At 63.6% G+C, this 15759-nt stretch carries 16 protein-coding genes; 10 read left to right on the forward strand and 6 right to left on the reverse strand.

Annotated elements, in window-relative coordinates:
- Positions 1 to 81: 81 nt before the first annotated feature.
- The 3 genes from ACQY5B_RS04100 to ACQY5B_RS04110 all read right to left on the reverse strand — a co-directional run bounded on the left by ACQY5B_RS04100 (position 82) and on the right by ACQY5B_RS04110 (position 4659).
- Positions 82 to 2118 (reverse strand): capsule polysaccharide biogenesis protein, encoded by a 2037-nt coding sequence (locus ACQY5B_RS04100; protein ID WP_420326260.1) that lies wholly within the window; start codon positions 2116 to 2118, stop codon positions 82 to 84.
- Between the two features lie 6 nt (positions 2119 to 2124).
- Positions 2125 to 3270 (reverse strand): polysaccharide biosynthesis/export family protein, encoded by a 1146-nt coding sequence (locus ACQY5B_RS04105; protein WP_305969524.1) that lies wholly within the window; start codon positions 3268 to 3270, stop codon positions 2125 to 2127.
- Positions 3271 to 3366: 96 nt separating this feature from the next.
- A complete protein-coding gene (locus ACQY5B_RS04110; protein WP_420326258.1) occupies positions 3367 to 4659 on the reverse strand; it encodes a capsule polysaccharide biogenesis protein in 1293 nt (430 codons plus the stop codon).
- Between the two features lie 88 nt (positions 4660 to 4747).
- Between ACQY5B_RS04110 and ACQY5B_RS04115 the strand changes: the two genes are divergently transcribed.
- Complete coding sequence (locus tag ACQY5B_RS04115) at positions 4748 to 5335, forward strand: riboflavin synthase (protein ID WP_420326257.1); 588 nt, start codon at positions 4748 to 4750, stop codon at positions 5333 to 5335.
- Between the two features lie 56 nt (positions 5336 to 5391).
- Here the strand turns inward: ACQY5B_RS04115 and ACQY5B_RS04120 are convergent, their stop codons facing one another.
- From ACQY5B_RS04120 to ACQY5B_RS04130, 3 genes are all read right to left on the reverse strand, one after another.
- Positions 5392 to 6450 (reverse strand): YeeE/YedE family protein, encoded by a 1059-nt coding sequence (locus tag ACQY5B_RS04120; RefSeq protein ID WP_420326256.1) that lies wholly within the window; start codon positions 6448 to 6450, stop codon positions 5392 to 5394.
- 102 nt (positions 6451 to 6552) lie between these two features.
- Positions 6553 to 6897: an ArsR/SmtB family transcription factor gene (locus ACQY5B_RS04125; RefSeq protein ID WP_305969520.1), complete on the reverse strand. Its 345-nt coding sequence runs from the start codon at positions 6895 to 6897 to the stop codon at positions 6553 to 6555.
- A gap of 14 nt (positions 6898 to 6911) precedes the next feature.
- Complete coding sequence (locus ACQY5B_RS04130; RefSeq protein WP_420326255.1) at positions 6912 to 7295, reverse strand: thioredoxin fold domain-containing protein; 384 nt, start codon at positions 7293 to 7295, stop codon at positions 6912 to 6914.
- Between the two features lie 74 nt (positions 7296 to 7369).
- Between ACQY5B_RS04130 and ACQY5B_RS04135 the strand changes: the two genes are divergently transcribed.
- From ACQY5B_RS04135 to ACQY5B_RS04175, 9 genes are all read left to right on the forward strand, one after another.
- Positions 7370 to 8107, forward strand: coding sequence for a cytochrome c biogenesis CcdA family protein (locus tag ACQY5B_RS04135; protein WP_420326254.1), 738 nt, complete (start codon positions 7370 to 7372; stop codon positions 8105 to 8107).
- Between the two features lie 67 nt (positions 8108 to 8174).
- Complete coding sequence (locus ACQY5B_RS04140) at positions 8175 to 8759, forward strand: thioredoxin family protein (RefSeq protein ID WP_305969517.1); 585 nt, start codon at positions 8175 to 8177, stop codon at positions 8757 to 8759.
- A gap of 411 nt (positions 8760 to 9170) precedes the next feature.
- A complete protein-coding gene (soxX, locus tag ACQY5B_RS04145) occupies positions 9171 to 9647 on the forward strand; it encodes a sulfur oxidation c-type cytochrome SoxX (RefSeq protein WP_305969516.1) in 477 nt (158 codons plus the stop codon).
- 25 nt (positions 9648 to 9672) lie between these two features.
- Positions 9673 to 10107, forward strand: coding sequence for a thiosulfate oxidation carrier protein SoxY (gene soxY, locus ACQY5B_RS04150; RefSeq protein WP_305969515.1), 435 nt, complete (start codon positions 9673 to 9675; stop codon positions 10105 to 10107).
- Positions 10108 to 10138: 31 nt separating this feature from the next.
- Positions 10139 to 10468, forward strand: a complete 330-nt coding sequence (soxZ, locus tag ACQY5B_RS04155; protein WP_305969514.1) for a thiosulfate oxidation carrier complex protein SoxZ — start codon at positions 10139 to 10141, stop codon at positions 10466 to 10468.
- Positions 10469 to 10531: 63 nt separating this feature from the next.
- Positions 10532 to 11383, forward strand: coding sequence for a sulfur oxidation c-type cytochrome SoxA (soxA, locus tag ACQY5B_RS04160; protein WP_420326253.1), 852 nt, complete (start codon positions 10532 to 10534; stop codon positions 11381 to 11383).
- A 97-nt stretch (positions 11384 to 11480) separates the two neighbouring features.
- Complete coding sequence (gene soxB, locus ACQY5B_RS04165; RefSeq protein WP_420326252.1) at positions 11481 to 13178, forward strand: thiosulfohydrolase SoxB; 1698 nt, start codon at positions 11481 to 11483, stop codon at positions 13176 to 13178.
- A 93-nt stretch (positions 13179 to 13271) separates the two neighbouring features.
- On the forward strand, positions 13272 to 14549 hold the full coding sequence (soxC, locus tag ACQY5B_RS04170) for a sulfite dehydrogenase (protein WP_420326251.1): 1278 nt from the start codon (positions 13272 to 13274) through the stop codon (positions 14547 to 14549).
- Positions 14533 to 15753: a c-type cytochrome gene (locus tag ACQY5B_RS04175; RefSeq protein ID WP_420326250.1), complete on the forward strand. Its 1221-nt coding sequence runs from the start codon at positions 14533 to 14535 to the stop codon at positions 15751 to 15753. Before soxC ends, ACQY5B_RS04175 begins: the two co-directional genes overlap by 17 nt.
- Positions 15754 to 15759 lie beyond the last annotated feature (6 nt).

Genomic DNA, 15759 nt, shown 5'->3' on the forward strand with positions numbered 1-15759 from the left:
TGACCAAAGGTCAATCTCCTGTGGATAAGTCTGAAAATAACTTTTTATCAGGCGAATATGTCACTTAACTGTAATAAAGCCTTAACGTCTCCAGAGGTTGGAGTGGCTGGCCAGCGCGCCCTGCAGTTTCGCCAGTATCCTGTTTGCCGGTCCAGGAGAGGGAATCCTGCCGGTTTTCAGGCGATTGACCGTGCATTCTACAGGGCATGGCAGGCCAGTCACCGGGTCGAAGTAGCGGGGATAATCGATCAAGACCGCATGGACCAGCGCCTCAAGCGTGGGGCGAGGGCCGTGTAACCGGCGTGCCGGCACCGGACCGATGTCCCGGGTCAGACCCCAGCCCGAGTAAAAGGGGGCCCCAAGTGTCACCACCCGGCATCCGCGCAAGAGCGCCTCGAACCCGGTGAGAGAGGTCATGGTCCAGACCTCGTCGACCTCGCACAGGAGCGCCCCGATATCGCAACGCTCCAGCACGACATCGGCCCAGCGACCGGGAGTGTCCACGGCGCCCGTTCGCAGACCGGCTTCCACGTCCGGGTGCGGCTTCCACAGGATCACCGCATCAGGGTTTTCCTGTCGCACGCGGGCTAGGAGATCGGCGTTGCGCTGAATGTCTGGGCTGCCTGCAAGGATCGAGGCGTCGTCCTCGACCTGCCCCGGCACCAGGATACGGCGACCTGCAGGAAGATCGGGTAAGGTTCCGGAAATATTGTATTTGGACAAGTTATTTGTGATGAGTGTGTGAATCAGCCTGTGGGCACGTCGCATTTGGTCGGGTCGCAAATGCGCCGCACGCTTGTGAATCCAGCTTTCGAGGTCCGAGGTGCGGGTTGGATCATAGTAGATTCCGCCAGAATCCAGCACCAGTGAAAGTGGTGGAACCAATTCAGCCCCCAAACCGCGCGATCTGAGAAAGCCATCTTCGACTCTCACGGCGTTTCCGCTGGCTTTGCTGGCCCAGACCATGTGGCCAAGCCCTTCGCCTTTCGAAATATCCCGCGCTTTACTCACATCATCTTCGAAGCGTATGCGTTTGTAATATCCAAAGAACTTCTGCAAAGGGCGCCTTTTCCACAGCCGCATGCCGGAGGCGACCCAGCCAGCTCTGTCCTCACGCCAGGCGCGTGCCTGCGCTTCGAGTGCGCCAAGGATCTCTTCGATCTCGCACAGCTGATCGGCATAGGGATCATACCAGTGCGGGTACAGGATCATCGCCCCGGCACAAAGTTGGGCGCGTGTCAGTCGGGCGGTCCGGCGCGGGATGACCTCTTCGTCCTGTGTCAGTCCCCAGCCTGCGTAGAAGGGCAGGCCGAACACGCGAGGGCGGTGTCCCGCGAGGATTGCCTCGAACCCCATCTGGGACGAGACGGTATAGACCGAGGTGGCTCCCTCCAGCAGGGACCAGGGTGAGGCAGGTCCGTCATAAAGCGCGACCTCGCCGGCCGCATCTTCCGGCACGTAGTGTCCTGGGCGATAGCCCGCGCCGGTTTCCGGGTGGGTCTTCAGCACGATGCGCGCGCCTGGATTCTCCTCGCGCGCAACGAAGAGCATTTCGAGAAACCTTGCACGATCCGCCCCGCTGGCCCGGACAGACGCATCGCCGCGTGTCTGGTCGACCACCAGAACATAGCCCGGCTCGGGCGGGTCTACGTCCAGCCTGGTGGCGGAATACTTGCTGAGGTGCGCCTCCTGCATCCGGGCCATGACGCCCCGCGCGCGGTCCAGCAGCGCAGTGTCGTCCAGGGGGTGGGTGTTCAGCAGGGTTTCAAGATCGGATGGCCTGCGCCCATCGAAATGCACGCCGCTATGGTCGATCAAGAGCCCCAGCGGTGGCTCTCCGGCGCGCCCGGGATGCAAAGAGCGCAGGAAAGCGTCCTCGATCCGGAGCAGCCCGGCACCGCTGCGCGCGGCCACGGCCTCTCCACGGTGCGCGTAGGGGGATTGCCCCCAGACACCCACAAGGCCATCCGCGCCGGGGCGTCCAAGGGTGACGCGGTATCCGGCGAGGCGCAGGATGCGGCGTAACCGGCTTTGCCAGAGAAACCCGCCGTTGTAGACGTGCAAACGCCGGGGGCGGGGGCCCCCGGCGTTCACCGGTTCCGTGTGTCCGCTCGTCAAGGCGGGTCAGCCACCCGACAGCGTGTCGGCGGCGGTCGACAGCGTGCTGACCGCGCCCAGCGTGCCGGTCAGGGCGGCAATCACCTTGTTCCACTGCGTGAAGGGCGCCTCTGTCACGTACAGAGTGTCCTGGTCGCGGATCACGAAGTCACGTGCCATGAACATGCCGTTCGGTTCCGTCAGGTCGAGGACATAGACCATGCGTTGAGCGCCGATCAGGTCGTCGCGGCCCAGCACCTGGTTGGCCACTTCGGCCGGTTCGTTGCGCAGGACGAAAACGCCCGTCGGGTCAGCCGCGGCTGCCGTCAGGCCGCCGACCTGGGCGATGGCCTCGACCGCGGAGATGACCTGGCTGTCGAAGGGCACGCGCGCCTGGGTGCCGGTGGCTCCCAGCGCGGTGAAGGACCGCCTGTCCTCCTCGACAAGGATGCGGTCGCCGCCGCGCAGGGCGATATCGAACGTGGGGTTTTCGTAGAGATCCTGGAACCAGATCTTGCCCTTGTGATCGCCGCGCAAGACGGTGATCTGGGCCACCTCGGGATCGATGGAGATGCCGCCGGCGCGCGCCAGCATGGCCGAGAGCGTGCGTGTCGGCCGTTCGATGGCGTAGACACCCTGTCCGCCTACGGCGCCCACCATGCTGACCGTCGATCCGTCGCCTGCGACGCGGCGCACCTCGACCTGCGGGTCGGGGGTCTGGTCTTCGAGCCGTTCGGTGATGATCCGGCGGATGCGTTCGGGTGTGTTGCCCGCCGCGCGGATGCGGCCGGCGTAGGGAACAAATATGAAGCCCGCGCCATCCACCTGGACCTCTTCGAGGATGGTGGAATTGGCGGCCTCGGCGGCCAGCAGGCCGTCGTCGACGTTTTCCCAGATGGTCAGGCCCAGCGTGTCACCCGGGCGGATCGTGTCAGATCCCAGAACGCCCGCGTTCTTGAAGCTGTCGGTGAACCCCAATGCCGGAACAACCGCGGTCGCGCGCGTCACATGATCGTTTACAGAAACGATAAATGCATCGCCCTCACGCTGCACCGATCCGGCAAAGATTTCGCGTTTGTTGGGGCCAACGCGGGGCAGGCCGCAGGACGCCACAAGCGATACCGCGACCAGAAGCGCGAGTCCACGCGCCCACCGGTGAGGGGGTTGTTTCACTGCTCGGTCTCCTCGACCTGTATTGTTCTGCCTCAGGTTTTTTTGTGCAACATACCGGACTCCGGCCCAAAAAGCCAGTCCGGTGGAATTTGCGCGTCAGTGCACGACGCGCAACTGTTGCCGTGGCGCCGCGGTGCCCCGGGACAGGGCATCATAGGGGTCGTCGGGCGACAGCATCATGTCCACCACCTGGCGCAGCAGTTGTCTCCGCCCGCGTGCCGAGTAGAATCCGCCCGGCAATTGCGAGGTCTCCAGCAGGTAGCGCCGGTAGTCCTTGTAGGCCTTGTTGTCCGGTCGTGTGGGCAGGGCAAAGAACTCTGCCAGCGGCTGGGTCGAGACGAATTCGGGCTTGGCGTAGACCGCGTCGCCGAAAACCTTGATCGGGATGCCGCGCCACAGCACCTGCTGCGCCGCCGTGGAATTGACCGTCACCGCGCTGCGGGCATCGTTCAGGAGCCGCGCCAGCTTGCCGCCACGGACGTAGTGAACGCGGTCGGCAACGCCGTGTTTCAGTGCCGATTGCGCCACGGCCCGGCGTACCCGCGCGCGACCGTCTTCCAATGGATGGGCCTTGAACACCAGATGGTGATGGCCCGGAGCGCCCTCGGCAAAGCCCGCGATCACCAGGTCGATGAAATCGGGCATCGTGTCGAAGGGCGAATGCTGCTGAAAGCTGGAATCATGTTCCAGTTGCATCAGTGCAAGGTGATAGGGAAAGCCGCCCATGCGGATGCGGGTTGTCGCGATCACGCGATCCGCCCAGCTGAAGGGCATCAGCAGCAGGCGTTTCAGGTACAGCAGGAACTCCTGGAAAACGCTGAGCGAGCGGTGCGGTCGAAAGTTGCGGTAATCCCCGTTCCGGAACATCACGAACCAGTGGTAGAGCGCGCCGTAAAAGATGTGCTGGCGCATGTCGCCCCAATGGGCCGGGGGCAAGGGCGCCTCCATGTCCGACAGTTCCAGCGCACGGCGCATGTCGCCCACGCTCATCCGCATCAGCCGCGAATGCCCGTTCGATCCACCGCGTTCGTAGGTGATCCAGTAGGGCCGCATGTAGCCTTCTTCGAAGACATGCACCGTCAGGCCGCGTGCCTTGGCCTCTTCGGCGGCCTGGGCGTGGATTGCGCGCACGTCGCCGTAGAGCACGATGTCCGTGACGCCGCGGGCCTCGATCAGGTCGCAAAACCAGCCCCGCCACTCCTCGGGGGTGCCGCGATAGGGTAGATAGCTTTTGGAGTGGAACCAGAAGGCGCGGTCGCCCGCGTTGAAGCCCACGCGCCAGACCTCGGCCCCGGTCCTTCGCAGCATCGTGCCGAGCCGGGAAAAGAACGGCCCATGCGGTCCCTGGAGGAACAGAAAGACCCGTTTGTCGCCAGTTGCCTTGACCATGATGCCGCTATATGTCCGGTTTCTGAACAAAGTTCTACCGCGCGAGTTCGACGAAAATAAGGCTTTGAGGGCCGGGAAGGGGCAAGGCATGTTCACAGGCATCGTCACAGACATGGGCACCGTCCGGACGTTGGAGCACCGCGGCGACCTGCGTGCGCGCATCGGCACGTCTTATGACACCTCCGGTATCGACATGGGGGCGTCGATCGCCTGCAATGGTGTCTGCCTGACGGTCGTTGGCCTGGGCGAAGACTGGTTCGATGTCGACATTTCGGCAGAGAGCGTCTCCAAGACAAATATCGGCGACTGGGCCGAGGGGACGCGGATCAACCTGGAACGTGCGCTCAAGGTGGGTGACGAGCTGGGTGGCCACATCGTGTCCGGTCATGTTGATGGCGTCGCCGAGGTCGTCGGCATGTCGGACGAGGGGGATAGCACTCGTGTCACCTTTCGGGCGCCCGAGGCGCTGGCGAAATTCATCGCGCCCAAGGGATCGGTTGCGCTCAACGGCACCTCCCTGACGGTGAACGAGGTCGACGGCTGCGATTTCGGCATCAACTTCATCCCGCACACCAAGGAAGTGACGACCTGGGGCGGGACCAAGCTGAGCGACCGCATCAACCTCGAGATCGACACCCTGGCGCGCTACGTTGCGCGCCTGCAGGAATGGGGTTGAGAGCGCTCCGGATCGTCTCTGACCCGACTTGAGCGATCCGGGGCGTCCGTCGCGGATCACTCTGCCGGCTGGAACCCCTCGATCAGCTGCCGCAAACCCAGCGCCGCCCCCGCAAAGATGGCCGCAAAGGTCACTGGCGCCGAAATCGCGAGCACGGAAAAGGCGCTGAGTCCCTGCCCGATGGAGCAGCCAAGGGCGATCACGGCACCGCCGCCCATGAGGGCCGCCCCGATGATCTGGCGGCGGAGTTCACGCGGATCCTCGCAGGCCTCCCAGCGAAAGTGCCCCTTGAAGAGCGAGCCGATGAAGGCCCCGGCCCAGACGCCCGCCACCGACCCGACGGCAAAGCTCAGGGGTCTGGCAGAGCCGGTCATCCACCACAGGATCGTATCGCCCAGCGGGGCGGCAAAGCTGTGAGAGACAACCGGCAGCGCCTCGAACCCGGTGCGTGCCACCCCGGACGTACCCGCCCAGGCGCCCACCACGGCCAGACCCACGGTCGCCGCCCAGGCCACCTTTGACGGCTTTTCCCAGACCGCGCGCGAAGCCGCAGAGCCGATCAGGATCAACGCGCCGATCCCCATGCCGACCAGATTGACCGAGATGCCGCTCAGCGCCGCCAGCTGGTGCGCGATGCCTGGAGGAACCTCGGTCGTGACCGGCACTTGCGGGAAGGCGAGCGCGCGCAGCGGCGCCAGCGGGCCGGAGAGCACGACGAAGGTTGCCACGCCCATCACCAGCACGATCACGAAACTGCGCAGGTCACCGCCGCCCAACCGGGCAATCGCGCCGTAACCGCACATGCCCGACAGCGCCATCCCGTAGCCGAAGACAAGCCCGCCGAGGATCGAGGCCAGCGGCATCCAGCGGATCGAAAGGTAGTAGGTCGTACTGTCGGTCAGCAGGCCCGAGGCCATGAGCGCAAAGCTGCCCAGCACCGCCAGACCGATCGCCATGCCCCACATCCGCAGCCGCACGGTGGACCCACCGTAAAGCGCATCCTCGATCGCCCCCAGGGTGCAGAAGCGGCCAAGCCGCGCGGCAAGCCCCAAGGGCACACCTGTGGCCAGCCCCACAAGGGCGACCAAGTGATGCTCGGTCAGATACTCCATCATGCACGGGCCCTCCTCCTGACCCGCCAAACCTGGCCCTTGTATCATGCAAGTGTCCCCGAAACCGCGCAAGCGTCCTGAGACGCGCGGCGCCCGGGCGCGGGGTCAGGTCTCGTCTTCGTCGCGGCAGAACAGGTCGTAGACGCATTCCAGCATCTTGCGCGGCCGGTCGTCCGCCAGGCGATAATAGATCGCCTTGCCATCCCGGCGCGGCACCACCAGCCCTTCCAGCCGAAGGCGCGACAACTGCTGGCTGACGGCGGCCTGGCGCGCGGACAGCAGCTCTTCCAGCTCGGTGACGGATTTCTCTCCGGTGACAAGGTGGCACAGGATCATCAGGCGCCCTTCGTGGCTGATCGCCTTCAGAAAGGACGAGGCCGCGGTTGCCTTGTCCACGATGGCGTCAAGCTCGTCGTCCGTCAGATCGTCATGCAGTACCGGAAGTGCCATGCGTCCGCTCCACCTCAATCCTTACCGGCAGTCTCGAAGCTCGTGTGTTCGCCCAGAAGCTTGGCGAAGACCGGCCAGAAGAAATCTTCGCCCACGTAGCCTTCCATCCGCGCGATCTCGGCGCCGCCCTTAACAAGTATGAAGGTCGGCGTGAAGTTGACCCGGCGGGCGTAGGTTATGCCTTCGGGCGGGCCCATGTGCAGATCGGCGCGTACGAGCGGCGCAAACCGGCCTTCGTCCGTATGCGGGTAGGCGGGCGCGATCTGGTCGTTCCAGGCCGCGCAGTAAGCACAGCCGGGCTGTTCGACCATGACAAGACGATACTCGCTTGCCAGGGCAGGGAGGGCGCTCAGGGCCACCCCGAAGCAAGTGACCAGAAGAAAGATGAAAGATCGCATGTTGCACCGATTGACGCAGGCCTGACGGACAACTTAATCTGAATATGTGAATTGATCAAGGAAAGGCGCAATCAGTGCTCGACATTTCATTCGCGGGCGCAGCTTTTGCCGGTCTGTTAAGCTTCTTCACGCCCTGTATCCTGCCGATGGTGCCCTTTTACCTGTGTTACATGGCGGGGATTTCCATGTCCGAACTGCGCGGCGACGCGGGGATCACGCCCGGCGCACAGCGGCGGCTGATCCTCTCGTCGGTCTTTTTCGCGGCCGGAGTGACGACGATCTTCGTTCTGCTTGGGATGGGGGCCACGGCCGTGGGTCAGGCCTTTGCAGACTACATGGACTACCTGAAATGGGTGGCGGTCGCGGTCCTTCTGCTGTTCGGGCTGCATTTCCTGGGCGTGATCCGCATCGGCCTGCTATACCGCGAGGCCAAAATCGAAAGCAGCGCCGAGCCGACCACCATTTTGGGCGCCTACGCGATGGGGCTGGCCTTTGGGTTCGGCTGGACGCCCTGCGTGGGGCCGGCGCTGGCCTCGATCCTGATGATCGCCTCCGGCATGGGGGACATTGCGCGCGGCGGCCTGTTGTTGCTGGTCTATGGCATCGGGATGACGGCACCCTTCATCATCGCGGCACTCTTTTCCGGGCCTTTCCTGCGCTGGACCGCACGCCACCGGGACAAGCTGCAATACGTCGAAAAGATGATGGGCGGGATGCTCATCCTGTTTGCGATTCTCATCGCGACGGATACGGTGAACGCCATCGCCCAGTGGATGATCGAGACCTTCCCGGCGTGGACAGCGCTGAGCTGACGGCAATTCTGAGACGCGGTCACGGGACCGTAGGGGCCCGGTCGCGCAAACCGAGAGGAGATTGGCGATGAAGACCTGGATCGGCGCGGCGCTGGCCGTGCTCATGGCGCTGCCGGTGGTGGCGCAGGAAATGGGCGATGACGGCCTCTACAAGAGCCCCTGGATGCGCGATACCTTCAAGGACCTTCGCGAGGATCTTGACGAGGCGAACGCAGAGGGCAAGCGGCTCGTTCTGTTTTTCGAGCAGCGCGGCTGCATCTACTGCAAGAAGATGCATGAGGAGGTCTTCACCGACCCGGAAGTTTCGGAGTACATCGACGAGAACTATTTTGTCGTGCAGCTGAACCTGCATGGCAGCACAGAGGTCACGGATTTCGACGGCGAGGTGCTGCAGGAGCGGGAGATGGCCCGCAAGTGGCGCGTGTTGTTCACCCCGACCATCGTCTTCCTGCCAGAGGAGGTGCCGGAGGGCGCCAGCGCGATGGACGCGCAGGTCGCCGTCATGCCGGGCGCCTTTTCCAAGGGGACCTCGCTGGACATGTTCACCTGGGTGGCCGAGAAGCTCTACGAGATCCAGGACGAGACTGGCGAGGATTTTCAGCGCTACCACGCGCGCCGCATCCAGGAACGCAACGACGGCAGTTTCGACTGACGCCTGTCGGGGTTGATTCGACGATTGTCGAAACTGACGGGTCGGGGGCGTGCTGGTTTTGATGGCCCGCCCGCACTGCCGCAAGAACGGGCAGGGAAGGACGCCGCGCAACCCTCGATTGCGCGGCGTTGGGTTTCGGAGAAAACAGGAATGAACTCCGGAAATCGGCGGGCCGCCTGCATGTGATCCGGCGCAACCTTATGACAAGCTGAGGGAATAAGCGGGTCCGTCGTGGCGGAGGTGCGGATGCCCGGACCCGTTCGCCAAGCGCAGTGTGCGACCAAACGGAGCAATAATTCATATCCGTGAATTTGTTGTTGCGTTCGTGCAACCCTGTGGCCTACGGTATACGCCAATAGCGATGAGCGAAGGTCCGATCTCAATATCGGGTCGCAAGCCTAGGGAGGGAACATGAGGCTTACAGCAATCACCGCAGCGGTGGCCCTGGTGGCCGGTGCCGCTTTTGCGGAAACCGTCGCCCCCGATGACGTTGTGTATGGCGAATATGGCGAAGTGAATGAATCCCTGACCGGTGTGCCGGGCGACGCAGACAACGGCCGCATGGTGTTTTCGACCAAGTCCAAGGGCAACTGCGTGTCCTGTCACGCGGTGGCCCAGCTTCCCGATGTGCCTTTCCAGGGGGAGGTCGGCCCCGAGTTGACCTGGACCGGAGAGGCCCGTTCAGCAGAAGAACTGCGCGGCATCGTCGCCAACGCCAAGCACACCTTCGAGGGCACAGTCATGCCCGCATTCTACAAGACTTCCGGTTTCATCCGTCCGGGCGACGGATACACCGGCAAGGCCCCCGAGGGCGATCTGCCGCCGATCCTGTCGGCGCAGGATATCGAAGATTTGGTCGCCTTCCTGCTGACGCTCAAGGAAGAGTGACCGGGTTTATCTGAGGAGAAACATGATGGACTTCACGAGACGTGACACGCTGGCGCTCGGCGCCGGTGCCACCGCGATGGCCCTGCTTCCGCTGAGCGCCGTGGCACAGGCCGATCCGAACGCCGAACTTGTCGGTGCACCCGACGAATTCCTGGCCGGCGCCGATGCCGGCACTGGCGATCTGACGCTGACCGCGCCGGAAATCGCCGAGAACGGCAACACCGTTCCGATCTCCATCGACGCCCCCGGTGCCGTCGAGGTTCGCGTATACGCGCTGGGCAACCCGACCCCCGGTGTCGCCGCCTTCCGCTTTGGTCCGCTCGCCGGGTCGCAAGCCGCATCCACCCGTATCCGCCTTGCCGGCACCCAGGATGTCCAGGCCATCGCCAAGATGGCCGACGGCAGCTACCAGACCGCGATGAAGACCGTGAAGGTCACAATCGGCGGCTGCGGCGGCTGATCCTGCGGCTAACCAAGAGGAGTTCTGAGAAATGGCATCTGGTGTCAAACCCCGCGTCAAGGCCCCCAAGAAGGCATCCGCCGGTGAGGTCGTGACCATCAAGACCCTGATTTCCCACAAGATGGAATCGGGTCAGCGCAAGGACAGCTCGGGCAACGTCATCCCGCGTTCGATCATCAATCGCTTCACCTGCGATTTCAACGGTCAGAACGTGGTCGACGTCGTCTTGGCGCCTGCGATCTCGACCAACCCCTACTTCGAATTCGAAGCGACCATCCCGGAAGCAGGCGATCTGAAGTTTACCTGGTACGACGACGACGGTGACGTCTACGAAGAGACCAAGTCGGTCGCGGTCGGCTGACCACAAGAGCTATTCCTGCCCTGCGCACCGCGGGGCAGGATCGCCAATCGGGAGGGTAACAACATGAAATTCAAGGCAATGACGGCCATCGCCGCACTGCTGTTTGCGCCCGCGGCCTTCGCGGGTGGCGCCGACGACGACACGCTGGTCGTCAACGGCGACATCGAAATGACCACCAAGGCCCCGGCGCCCGCCCACCTGGACGGCGCCCTGGACGAGATCATCTCGGGCTGGCACTTCCGCTCGGACGAGACCCAGCAGCTTCAGACCGACGATTTCGAGAACCAGGGCATGATCTTCGTCGATCAGGCCATGGACATCTGGAACACGGCAGAGGGGTCCGAGGGCAAGGCCTGCGCCGACTGCCACGACGATCCCGCCGACAGCATGGCCGGTGTCGCCGCGACCTATCCCAAGTGGAACGAGGACGCTGGCGAAGTGCGCACCGTGCAGATGCAGGTCAACGACTGCCGCGTGAACCGCATGGGCGCCGACGCATGGAAATACGACGCCACCGATGCCATCTCGATGGAGGCGATGATTGCGTCGCATTCGCGCGGCATGCCGGTGAACGTCGCCATCGACGGCCCGGCAGCCGAGGCCTGGGAAAAGGGCAAGGAGATCTACTACACGCGCTATGGCCAGCTCGAGCTTGCCTGCGCCTCCTGCCACGAGGAAAACTACGGCAACTACATCCGGGCCGACCACCTCAGCCAAGGCCATATCAACGGCTTTCCGACGTACCGTCTGAAAAACGCCAAGCTGAACGGCGCACACAGCCGGTTCAAGGGCTGCATTCGCGACACCCGCGCGGAAACCTTCAGCCCAGGCTCGGACGAATTCATCGCGCTTGAGCTTTACGTCAAGTCGCGTGGCAACGGCCTGTCGGTCGAAGGTCCCTCCGTCCGCAACTGAATAAACGACCCCGCGTCAGGTGACTGGCGCGGGGTTTCTTCATCTTAACGAATTCACACATGCGCATGTGTGTCATGAGACAGAAAGACCCCTCCCCATGATCTCAAGACGCGATTTCCTGCAGGTGAGTATGGCGGCCTCGGCGATGCTCGGGACCTCCGGTTTTGGCAACTGGGCGCGGCTTGCCGCGCAGCAAAGCCTGACGCAGGACCAGCTTCTGCAGTTCGACACCTTCGGCAACGTGAGCCTGATCCACGTCACCGACATCCATGCGCAGTTGATGCCGATCTACTTCCGCGAGCCTTCGGTCAACATCGGCGTGGGGGCCAACCGCGGCGCGGTCCCGCATGTCACCGGCGCTGATTTCCGCAAGCTCTACGGGATCGAGGACGGTTCGCGCTCGCATTATGCGTTGTCCTCCGGTGATTTCAGCGCCCTGGCACAGGCCTATGGCAAGGTTGGCGGCATGGATCGCGTGGCAACGGTCGTGAACGCGATCCGCGCCGACCGCCCCGATGCGCTGTTGCTGGATGGCGGCGATACCTGGCACGGCTCCTACACCTGCTACCACTCCGAGGGGCAGGACATGGTCAACGTGATGAACGGGCTGAAGCCCGACGCGATGACCTTTCACTGGGAATTCACCCTGGGCACTGACCGCGTGACCGAACTGGTCGAGGGGCTGCCCTTCGCCGCGCTGGGGCAGAACATTTTTGACGCCGAATGGGACGAGCCTGCGGAACTGTTCAAACCTTACAAGTTCTTCGAGCGTGGCGGCGTCAAGATTGCGGTCATCGGCCAGGCCTTCCCCTATATGCCGATCGCCAACCCCAGCTGGATGTTCCCGGAATACAGCTTTGGCATCCGCGATGAAAACATGCAGGCAATGGTCGACGAGGTGCGCGGGCAGGGGGCCGAACTGGTCGTCTGCCTCAGCCACAACGGGTTCGACGTCGACAAGAAGATGGCCTCGAAGGTCACCGGGATCGACGTGATCCTGACCGGCCACACCCATGACGCGCTGCCCGAGCCGGTTCTGGTGGGCGAGACGATCCTGATCGCCTCCGGCTCCAACGGCAAGTTCGTCTCGCGCGTTGACCTGAACGTGCGTGACGGTCGCATGATGGGGTTCCGGCACAAGCTGATCCCGATCTTCTCGGACGTGATCGCACCCGACCCGGAGATGGCGACCCTGATCGAAGAGCAGCGCGCGCCCTACAAGGCAGACCTCGAAGAGGTGATCGGCCAGACCGACTCTCTGCTGTATCGCCGCGGCAATTTCAACGGCAGCTGGGATGACCTCATCTGTGATGCTCTGCTGAGCGAGCGCGAAGCCGATATCGCCATGTCGCCCGGCGTCCGCTGGGGGCCGTCCCTGATCCCGGGCGACGACATCACGCGCGAAGACATCTGGAACGTCACGTCGATGACCTACGGCGAGGCCTACCGCACAGAGATGACGGGCGAGTTCATCAAGGTCATCCTCGAGGACGTGGCCGACAACATCTTCAACCCGGACCCCTACTATCAGCAGGGCGGCGACATGGTCCGTATTGGTGGCATGGGCTATCGCTGCGATGTGACCAAGCCGCAGGGCGAGCGGATCTCGGACATGGTGCTGCTCAGCACCGGCGAGGCCATCGACCCGGCCAAGAACTATGTCGTCGCCGGCTGGGCCTCGGTCAACGAAGGCACCGAAGGGCCGCAGATCTGGGACGTGGTCGAAAGCCATATCCGCAAGCAGGGCACCGTCACGATTCAGCCCCGCGACACTGTCGAAGTGGTCGGCGCCTGAACGCAGCCAAGTTTTTCCGGCGGGCCTCGGCCCGCCGAATTTCTCGCCTATTCATTCACATAGATGAATGAAATGATCTGTAAGGAGAACGCAATGAGCAAGGAAACGAAAGGCACCTCCCGCCGTCAGTTCCTGACCAGTGCCGCCGCACTTGGGGCAGGGGCCGTGGCCGCCACCGGCGCCCGCGCCGCCGGCCCCGATCCGCTGATCACCGAAGTGCAGGACTGGGCATCCGGTTTCGGCCACGGCGTGGACGAGGTCCCCTATGGCCTGCCGATCAAGTTCGAAGACGACGTTATCCGCCGCAACGTGGAATGGCTGACCGCCGACACGATCTCTTCGATCAACTTCACACCGATCCACGCGCTCGACGGCACGATCACTCCGCAGGGCTGTGCCTTTGAACGTCATCACTCGGGCGCCATTGAACTGTCGAAGCCGGATTATCGCCTGATGATCAACGGCCTGGTCGATCAGCCGCTGATTTTCACATACGACGACCTGGAACGGTTCCCGCGCGAGCAGCACGTCTATTTCTGCGAATGCGCCGCCAACACCGGCATGGAATGGGCGGGCGCGCAACTGAACGGCGCGCAATTCACCCACGGCATGATCCACAACATGGAATACACCGGTGTCCCCCTGCGCACCCTGCTGGCCGAGGCCGGGCTGGATGCCGCGGGCGACTTCAAGGACAAGTGGGTCTACGTGGAGGGCGCTGATGCCTCGTCCAATGGCCGCTCGATCCCGATGGAAAAGGCGATGGACGACGTTCTGGTCGCCTTCAAGGCCAACGGCGAGGCCCTGCGCAAGGAACATGGCTACCCGGTCCGCCTCGTCGTTCCCGGTTGGGAAGGCAACATGTGGGTCAAATGGTTGCGCCGCGTCGAGGTCGTGAATGGCCCCGTCGAAAGCCGCGAAGAGACCTCGAAATACACCGACACGTTGGCTGATGGCACCTCGCGCAAGTGGACTTGGGTCATGGACGCGAAATCCGTCATCACCTCGCCCAGCCCGCAGGCGCCGATCACGCATGGCCACGGCCCGCTGGTCATCACCGGAATGGCCTGGTCCGGCCACGGCAAGATCACCCGCGTCGATGTGTCCAAGGATGGCGGCATGACCTGGGAAACTGCCCGTCTGGCCGCCGAAGGGCAGGACAAGGCGCTGACCCGCTTCTATCTCGACACGACCTGGAACGGCGAGGAGATGCTGCTGCAATCCCGTGCGATCGACGAGACGGGCTATGTCCAGCCGACCAAGGCCCAATTGCGCGACGTGCGCGGGTTGAACTCCATCTACCACAACAACTGCATCCAGACCTGGCATGTCAAAGCCAACGGGGAGGCCGAAAATGTCGAAGTCTCTTAATCTCTACGTCGGCACCGTGGCGGGCGTCGGCCTGATGCTGGTCGCCGCCTACAACTTCGCCGACCGCAACATCGCCGATTTCCCTGAGAACCCGCAGATGCTGGGCGAACTCCCGGCGCCGATCCCGGAGCCGGAGGCCCCGGTCAAGGTGGCCGCCGCGCCAGAGGCCGTTGACGGTGGCATCGTCGGCGCCGCCCACGCGGACAACGGGGACAGCAAGGGGCTGCGTTTCGGCCTGGGTCGCGGTGCGCTGCCCGAGGAGATCGCCGCATGGGATCTTGACGTCAGCCCGGATGGCACCGGCCTGCCCGCGGGCAGTGGTAACGCCTATGACGGCGAAGCGATCTTCGAGGAGCAATGCGCGGTGTGCCATGGTTCCTTCGCCGAGGGCGTGGGCAACTGGCCCAAGCTGGCAGGCGGCATGGATACGCTGGCGGACGAGGACCCGCTCAAGACCGTGGGGTCCTACTGGCCCTATACGTCGACGGTCTGGGACTACGTCCATCGTTCGATGCCCTTCGGCAACGCGCAGTCGCTGTCGGTCGACGATACCTATGCCATCGTGGCCTACATCCTCTACTCGAACGACATCATCGACGATGATTTCGAGTTGAATCAGGACACGCTGCCAGAGGTGGTCCTGCCCAATGCCGATGGTTTCATCGTCGACGACAGGGCAGAGACCGAGTACAGCAAGTGGCGGTCCGAACCCTGCATGGAAAACTGCAAGGATGGGCCGGTCGAGATCACCATGCGCGCCACCGTTCTGGACGTGACGCCCGAGGAAGCGGTCGAAGACCCCGCCACGACGGACCCGGCCCCGGAACCGGCTGCCGCCGCCGAACCTGCGGCAGAACCCGCGCCAGCCCCCGCAGCAACGGACGCGCCGGACCCGGAACTCGTCGCCGCTGGCGAGAAGGTCTTCAACAAGTGCAAGGCCTGCCACCAGATCGGTGACGGTGCCAAGGACCGCGTCGGACCGCAGCTCAACGCCATCGTCGGACGCGAGATCGGCTCTGTCGACGGGTTCAAATACTCCAAAGCCATGGGTAGCATGGGCGGCGAATGGGATGCAGAGACCCTGGCGGCCTTTCTCGCCGATCCGCGCGGCACCGTGAAAGGCACCAAGATGGCCTTTGCCGGGCTGCGCAAGGACGCGGATGTCGAAGCGCTGATTGCCTATCTCTCGTCCTTCTCGCAGTAGGAGGAA

The sequence above is a fragment of the Antarctobacter sp. genome (assembly GCF_965277915.1).
Taxonomy (GTDB): Bacteria; Pseudomonadota; Alphaproteobacteria; order Rhodobacterales; family Rhodobacteraceae; genus Antarctobacter.